The sequence below is a fragment of the Dactylosporangium siamense genome (assembly GCF_016862795.1).
Lineage (GTDB): Bacteria > Actinomycetota > Actinomycetes > Mycobacteriales > Micromonosporaceae > Dactylosporangium > Dactylosporangium siamense.
The window spans coordinates 1-1,252 of sequence record NZ_BONQ01000272.1; the positions used below are offsets into that span (position 1 = coordinate 1).

The 1,252-nt window shown below is 69.6% G+C and carries 1 protein-coding gene; it reads right to left on the reverse strand.

Going from position 1 to position 1,252, the window contains the following annotated elements; all coding sequences use genetic code 11:
- Nucleotides 1-1,252 (reverse strand): condensation domain-containing protein (locus Dsi01nite_RS56900; RefSeq protein ID WP_239137338.1); only part of this gene is annotated, 1,252 nt, incomplete at both ends.

Here is a 1,252-nt window from a genome sequence, read left to right on the forward strand (position 1 = left end):
CCGGTACCGGATCCGACACTCCCTCCACCGTCGGGGCCGGCTCGCCGGTGACCGTCGCGTAGTTGAACAGCACCTGGAACAGCGGCGTGCGGGACCGGTCGCGGTCCACGTCCAGGTCGTCGACGAGATGCTCGAAGGGCAGGTCCTGATGCGCGTAGGCGGCCAGGGTCTCGGCCCGGACCCGCTGGAGCAGCTCGGCGAACGTCGGGTCGCCGGACAGATCGGTGCGCAGCACCAACGTGTTGACGAAGAACCCGATCAGGCCCTCGATCTCGCCCCGGTTCCGGTTGGCGATCGGCGTGCCGACGACCACGTCCTCCTGGCCCGAGTATCGCGACAGAAGCACCGTGAACGCCGACAGCACCGTCATGAACATCGACGCGCCCGCGTCGCGGGCCACGCCCTGCAGTCCTTCGGCGACGTCGGCGGGCACGGTGAACCCGATCGACGCGCCCTCGGACGAGCGCACCGGCGGACGCGGCCTGTCCGTCGGCAGCTCAAGCGTTGGCGCATCCAGCAGTCGATCACGCCAGAAACCGACCTGAGCCTCCAACACCTCACCCGACAACCACTGCCGCTGCCACACCGCAAAGTCCGCATACTGCACCGGCAACGCCGGCAACGCCACGCCCGCGTACAACGCCTCCAGCTCGCGCAGCAGGACGCCTGTCGACCACTCATCACTGATCACGTGATGCTTCGCGATCGCCAACACATGCCGATCCGCAGCCACACGCAGCAACGTCGCCCGGAACAACGGCCCCGCCGCCAGATCGAACGGCACCGCCGCATCCGCCGCCAACCACGCGCCCACATCCTCGGCCGCGACCTCCACGACCGGCAGATCGAAACGGGACGCCGGGTCGATCACCTGCCACGGCACACCATCCGCATCCGCGACCAGCCGCGTCCGGAGCACCTCATGCCGCGCCACCAACGCACCCAGCGCACCCGCCAGCGCGTCCACGTCGAGATCGCCGTCCAACGGAACCGTCATCGGCGTGTTGTACTCCACCGAACCCGGCTCCAGCTGTTGCAGGAACCACAGCCGCTGCTGCGCGAACGACAGCGGCAGCCGCTCGCTCCGCGGCACCGGCACGATCGGCGGCGCCGTCACACCCGTCACCGCCGCATCGATCTCGGCCGCCAACCCGGCAACCGTCGGCGCGTCAAACAACGCCGCCACCGCAACCTCAACCCCGAAGACCGCCCGGACACGCGACACCACCTGCGTCGCCAGCAGCGAGTGCCC